The sequence below is a fragment of the Clostridium sp. UBA1056 genome (assembly GCA_002316385.1).
Lineage (GTDB): Bacteria > Bacillota > Clostridia > Clostridiales > Clostridiaceae > Clostridium_J.
Map to the genome: position 1 here is coordinate 1 of DCDL01000055.1, position 6,787 is coordinate 6,787.

Annotated in this window: 1 protein-coding gene; it reads left to right on the forward strand. The window is 33.0% G+C overall.

Features of this window, described 5'->3' with window-relative positions; translation table 11 throughout:
* Positions 1 to 327: 327 nt before the first annotated feature.
* A complete protein-coding gene (locus B3W71_RS14070) occupies positions 328 to 6,705 on the forward strand; it encodes an OmpL47-type beta-barrel domain-containing protein (protein ID WP_346889565.1) in 6,378 nt (2,125 codons plus the stop codon).
* Positions 6,706 to 6,787: the final 82 nt, after the last annotated feature.

A 6,787-nucleotide genomic window follows, 5' to 3' on the forward strand; every position in this document is an offset into this window, starting at 1 on the left:
AGAAGTTAGCAAAACTGCTGTAGAAGATTTAATAAATAGAATAAATAATAAATAAGAAATGCCCACAATAAAAATATCCTAGGAAAAATAGACTAGGATATTTTTATTCAAATCTTACTTCCATATTTTTGAATTTAAGTATTTTTGTACATGTTTATCAAGGAGACAATATAATGGATAAAAGTTTCAATTATGAGTTTATAGTTCTATTGGCATAGAGTAGGACATATGATTAATTTCTTAAATGTAAAAAAGTAAACAAATATGAATAATTTAAAAAAATGTGAATATTATTTAATAATTTACTACGATATTAAGGGGGAAAAAATGAAAAACAAGTATTTAAGAAGTATTATAGCTACTACATTTGCAGTTAGTATGATGACCACATCTATATTTACCAATAACATATTGGTAGCATATGGAGATACAGGTAATGAACAAACATTAGACATAAGTAAGGCTCATTTAATGAATTTTAGAGAAGAAGAAAGGCTAATTGATAGAATTGATTCAAATCTAGAAATGGATTTAGAGATGAGTCATAAAACAGATGAAGAAGTAACAATTATTGTTGAGTTAGAAAGTGAACCAGTGATAGAACACTATATAAAGGAAGATGGGACAAGTAATGTACAGTCATTTATAGGTTCTTCAAAGGGAAAAAGAATTTCTAATGACTTATTAAAAGAACAAGAAACTGTAACAAATAGAATATTATCAAAAGCGTCTTCAGAGATAGAAATACAAGCTGAGTATACTGTTGCAATGAATGGATTTGCACTAAAAGCAAAGTTTGGGGATTTAAAAACAATTAAAGAAACAGAAGGAGTAAAAAATGCTTTTGTTGCAACTATTTATGATTTGCCAACACAGCCAGAAGTAGAAAATCAGCCAACTATGGTTAATAGTGGTGGAACTATTGGTGCAACTGAAGCAAACACATCAGGGTATACAGGGAAGGGAACAGTAGTTGCAGTAGTGGATTCAGGATTAGCTGTAGAGCATGAAGCATTTCAAAATAAGCCTGAAAATTCGAAATATTCATCCGAAGATATCGCTAAAATTATGAGTAATAACAATATGAATGCTAAAGGAAATGTATATAAGAGTGAAAAAGTTCCTTTTGCATATGACTATGCAGATAAAGATGATAATCCGGCTGATGCAGGAAGTCATGGCACCCACGTAGCAGGTACAGTAGCAGCAAATGCAGAGCTAGTAAGAGGTGTTGCTCCAGATGCACAACTTATGATTATGAAAGTGTTTAGTAGTAAGGGTGGAGGTGCATCAGATTACAATATACTTGCTGCTTTAGATGATGCTGTAGCTTTAGGTGTAGATTCAATCAATATGAGTCTTGGCTCTCCAGCTGGATTTACAGAAGAAGCTTATGAAGTCTTAAATTCTACCTACAATAGGGTGGCAGCGGCAGGTATTAATTTAATATGTGCAGCTGGTAATGAATACAGTTCAACTTTGCATTCTAAATTGGGGGATCTTCCTTTAATAACAAATCCAGATAACAGTGTAGTTGGTTCTCCTTCAACTTATAATGCAGCAACTTCAGTTGCAAGTATAAACAATAATAAAACTTTCTCACCATACTTTTTAATGGATAAAGTAAAAATTAAATATGCCGATCCAAATCAAGGAAATAAAAAAATCTTTAGCTCTCTTGAAGGAGAAGCAGTGGAATATGTAGTTGTTCCAGGTGTAGGAACAAAAGAAGACTTTAGTACTGTAGATGTATCAGGAAAAGTTGCATTAGTACAGCGTGGATCTATAAACTTTACAGATAAGGAGAAAAATGCCAAAAACGCCAATGCATCTGGTTTAATTATTTATGACAATATAGATGGTGCTTTAACTAGCATGCAAACTGATGGACTTTTACCTATGATTTTCATTTCAAAGTCAAATGGTGAAATGCTAGTTCAACAAGAATCTAAAAAAATATCTATAGCAAAATCTTATATAGAAAATTTTCAAGATGATACATGTGGGTTAATGTCTGATTTTTCATCTTGGGGAGTAACTGCTGATTTAAAATTAAAGCCTGAAATTACAGGTCCTGGTGGAGGAATTTACTCTACTTTATCAAATGGGGGATATGGATCTATGAATGGTACATCTATGGCAAGTCCCCATGTAGCTGGTGCAACAGCAGTTGTAAGACAATATTTGAAACAAAATGAAAAATTCAAGGGGTTATCATTAAAAGAGCAAGAAGATTTATTAATTAACTTATTAATGAGTACATCAACTTCAGTAATTGATGCTGATGGAGTTGCATATTCACCTCGTAAGCAAGGTTCTGGGCTTTTTAATGTTAACAGTGCAATAAAAACAGGGGCCTACTTAACTGCAAGTGTTGGAAAACCAAAGGCTGAATTAGGTGATAGCTTAACTGGCGAATATTCATTTAACTTTGATGTTAATAATATTTCTGATGAATCATTAACGTATACAGTAGATACTACTGTTTTAACAGAAAAAATATTATCTAAAGAGGAAGGAAAATTTTTTGCTCAAGCTTCAGATAAACTGGATGATTCAAAGGTAACAGTTACAGTGGCTGGTGAAGAAGGCAATAATATTACAGTTGGAGCAGGAGAGAAAAAAACAATTACAGTTTCTTTAAAACTTACAGAGAAAGCTAAAAATGAACTAAAAATTTGTGAAAATGGAACATTTATAGATGGATTTGTTACACTTATTTCTAATAATGAGGATAAAATTAATCTTAATATTCCATTCTTGGGATTCTATGGAGAGTGGAAGTCTATACCATTGTTTGACAATACAATATATGATAACCAAAAAGCAGCTATGTATGAAACAACTCTTGGATATTTTAATAATAGTACAGGAAAAGGGAATTATCTTGGCGTAAATGGTTTTACTGGGAAAGATCAGCCTATAATAGCTAATAAAGATAAAATTGCTATTGGTCCTAACATTGATGGTTCTTATTCTGTAAATGCATTAGTTGGATTATTAAGAAATACTGAAGAGGTAAGTTATTCAGTAATGGATAGTAAAGGAAATGAAATTTATAAAAATAAGGGTAAAAGAGAAAAGAAGTCATTATATAATAGTAATCTTGGAAAGATTACTTATGCTATAGATAACAATGGCTGGGATAGTATAAATAGCAAAGGTAATAAGCCTTTTGAAGATGGAGTTTACACTTATAAAATAAGCGGAATGCCAGTAGGTGGGGAAACTAAGGATTTACAAGAGGTTGAAATACCGGTTACTATTGATACAAAAGTTCCTGAATTAGTAAAGGCTAAAGTTGAAATAGTTGATGGTTCAAAGTATTTAGATATAACTTTGAAAGATAACCATTACTTACAAGCAATGCAATTAGAAGATGGAAAAGGAAACACTTTGACAAAGATTATTCCATTAGATAAGGACAAGCCAGGGGTGGAATATGAGGAAGTATTTAAACTAGATGGTATAGAAGCAAAGGACATAAAAGTTATAGCCATAGATTATGCTAAAAATGTACTAGAATCTGAGCCTATTGAATTAGTTGAAGGCTCAGTTGATCCTAAGAGTGTTACTTTGAATGATAAGGATGTGACCTTAGCAGAAGGTTCAGAGTTCCAGATGAATGCCAGCATAAATCCGTATAATTCAAAAGATAAAACTTTAACATGGTCTTCTTCTAATGAGGATGTTGCAACTGTAAGTAAAACAGGTTATGTGAAGGCATTAACTAAAGGAGAAACTACCATTACGGTTTCTACAGTAAATGGAAAAACAGACTCTACTAAATTAACTGTTGTTAATAAAGATGAACTTACTACTGAGTTGAAAGCGCCTTATATAATTTATGAGGATGGTAATTATAAACTTCCAGCAAATTTATCAGGAAAAACTGTTGTTATAAAAGATACAGCTAAGAAAGTATCTATTACTGGTAATAATGAAAATACAGCAAGTAATCCATATAATAATGTAGATGTCAATTGTGAAGGTAACGTAGATTTTACAATTAACAATTTTAATACTAATGTAACCGCATTCTTTAAAAATGCTATTGAATTTAAAGGAACTAATAATACTCTGACCTTAAAAGGTGATAATACGCTTACAAGTACAGCTAATTACTCAGAACGAGCTATTATAAGTGTGGATTATGGAAAAGAACTTGAGATTCTGGGTAAGGGTACACTAAATATTAAGTCAGCACAGAGTAATTATGGATCATGTATTGGCGGTGGAAGTTCAGCAGGTATTATGGATTCTGGTACAATAAATATAAGTGATGGCGTTATTAATGTAACCACAAATGGAGCAGGTGCAGCAATAGGTGGTGGAAATAGTGGTATTGCAAGTAATATAAATATAAGTGGTGGTAAAGTAACTGCTATTTCAGATGTTAAGAATTATATTGGTTCTGCAGCTATTGGTAGCGGATCAAATGCAAAGAATCCTAATGCTATATCAGCATCAATTCAAGTTACGGGTGGTGAAGTTATAGCTAGTAATAATGGTTCAGGTGCGGCTATAGGTGATTGCTATGGAGGTAGTACTGACTATAATGTATTAATTTCAGGTGGATATGTAAATGCACAAACAACTAGTACAAGTTCATATTCAGCAGGAGCGGCCATAGGAGCAGGATCATCATCAAAAGGTAAAATAGCAATAAATATTTCAGGAGGGGTTGTAGATGCAACTTCTACAAGTAAAGGTGCAGCTATTGGTGGAGCTGCTGGTAGTGAGGCTGGAACAATAAACATTGAGGGTGGTACTATCACTGCAACTTCAAGTGATTATGGTGCAGCAATAGGTAATGGTTATAGAGGTAAAAAACAAGATATAACCATATTAAAAGGAACAGTAAAAGCCACATCAACAGGAATAGGAGCAGCTATAGGTAAAGGTGAAGATGGAGAAGAATGCACATTAACAGAAATGAATGGATTAACCCCTTATGAAGTAACAGTCTTAGCACCTAATGTTACCAGTGTTAAAGTTGATGGAGTAGATTGGAATATAACAAAAGGACATAAAGACGATGAAAATATTTATTTATATCTATCAGAAAAATCAGTACCATACAGAGTAGAAGTATCAAGTGGAGATAAAGTTATTGTTTACATGGTAACAGTAGAAGCAGGTGGTAATATAATTATAGAAAAAGAAGCTGATACTACACCTCCAATAGCTCCAAGTATAACAGAAGAAAAGGGAATAGTGACATTGATACCAGCAGATGAAGATACATTAAGAATGGAATATAGTTTTGATAAAGAAACATGGACGGCTTATACAGAGCCTGTAAGAGTTCCGGAAAAAGGAACAATATATGTAAGAGCTATAGATGAAGCTGGTAATATAAGTGAAGTATCAAGCTATACAGTACCAGATAGAACAGCACCAGGAGTACCGCTTCTTAGTATAAAAGATGGAAAAATAATATTAGTAGCAGCAGATGAAGATACTGAAAGGATAGAATATAGTTTTGATAAAGAAACATGGACTACTTATACAGAACCTGTAAAAGTGGAAGAAAAAGCAACTATTTATGTGAGAGCTTTAGACGCAGCTGGCAATATAAGTGGAGTATTAACTTATGTAGTACAAGATACAATAGCACCTGTAGCACCACAGATAAAAGAAGAAAAAGGTATAGTCACATTAATAGCAGCAGATGAAGATACAGCAAAAATGGAGTATAGCTTAGATAATAAAACGTGGACTTCCTATACAGAACCTGTAAAAGTGGAAGAAAAATCAACAATATATGTAAGAGCTATAGATAAAAGTGACAATGTAAGTGGAGTAGTATCATATACAGTGCCAGATAGAACAGCACCTAAACCTCCAGTTGTAGCTGAAAAAGATGGAAAAATAACATTAACAGCAGCAGATGAAGATACAGCCAAAATAGAGTATAGCTTAGATGATAAAACATGGACTTCCTATACAGAACCTGTAAAGGTGGAAGAAAAAGCAACTATTTATGCAAGAGCTATAGATGAATCTGGAAATATAAGTGTGGTAGCAGCATATAGAGTGCTAGACAGAACAGCACCTAAATCTCCAGTTGTAGCTGAAAAAGATGGAAAAATCACATTAACAGCAGTAGATGAAGATACAGCCAAAATAGAGTATAGCTTAGATAATAAAACATGGACTTCCTATACAGAACCTGTAAAAGTGGAAGAAAAATCAACTATTTATGCAAGAGCTATAGATAAGAGTGGCAATGTAAGTGAAGTAGTAGAATATAAGGTTCCAGATAGAACAGCACCTAAATCTCCAGTTATAACTGAGAAAGATGGTGTAGTAACATTAACAGCAGTAGATGAAGATACAGCAAAAATAGAATATAGCTTAGATAATAAAACGTGGACTTCCTATACAGAACCTGTAAAGGTGGAGGAAAAAGCAACTATTTATGCAAGAGCTATAGATGAGAGTGGCAATGTGAGTGAAGTAGTATCATATACAGTGCCAGAAAAACCAACCACAGAGAATCCAGAGAACCCAGAGAAGACAACCACAGAAAATCCAAGTAAAGAAAGCCTAAATACTAATAAACCAAATAAACCAAATAAGCCAAGTAAGCAGGGAAATAATCTACCACAAACAGGTGGCATGGTTGGAAGCGGCGTAATGGCTTTAGGTGGAGTAATTACTGCTGCAATTGGAGCGGTAGCTTTAAGAAGAAAGAAATAATTTAGGCTAGATAAACATTAGATAAAAAATATGATTATAAAATAAATGAAAAGGGCTTTTGCAAAATAAGCTAATCTAAATA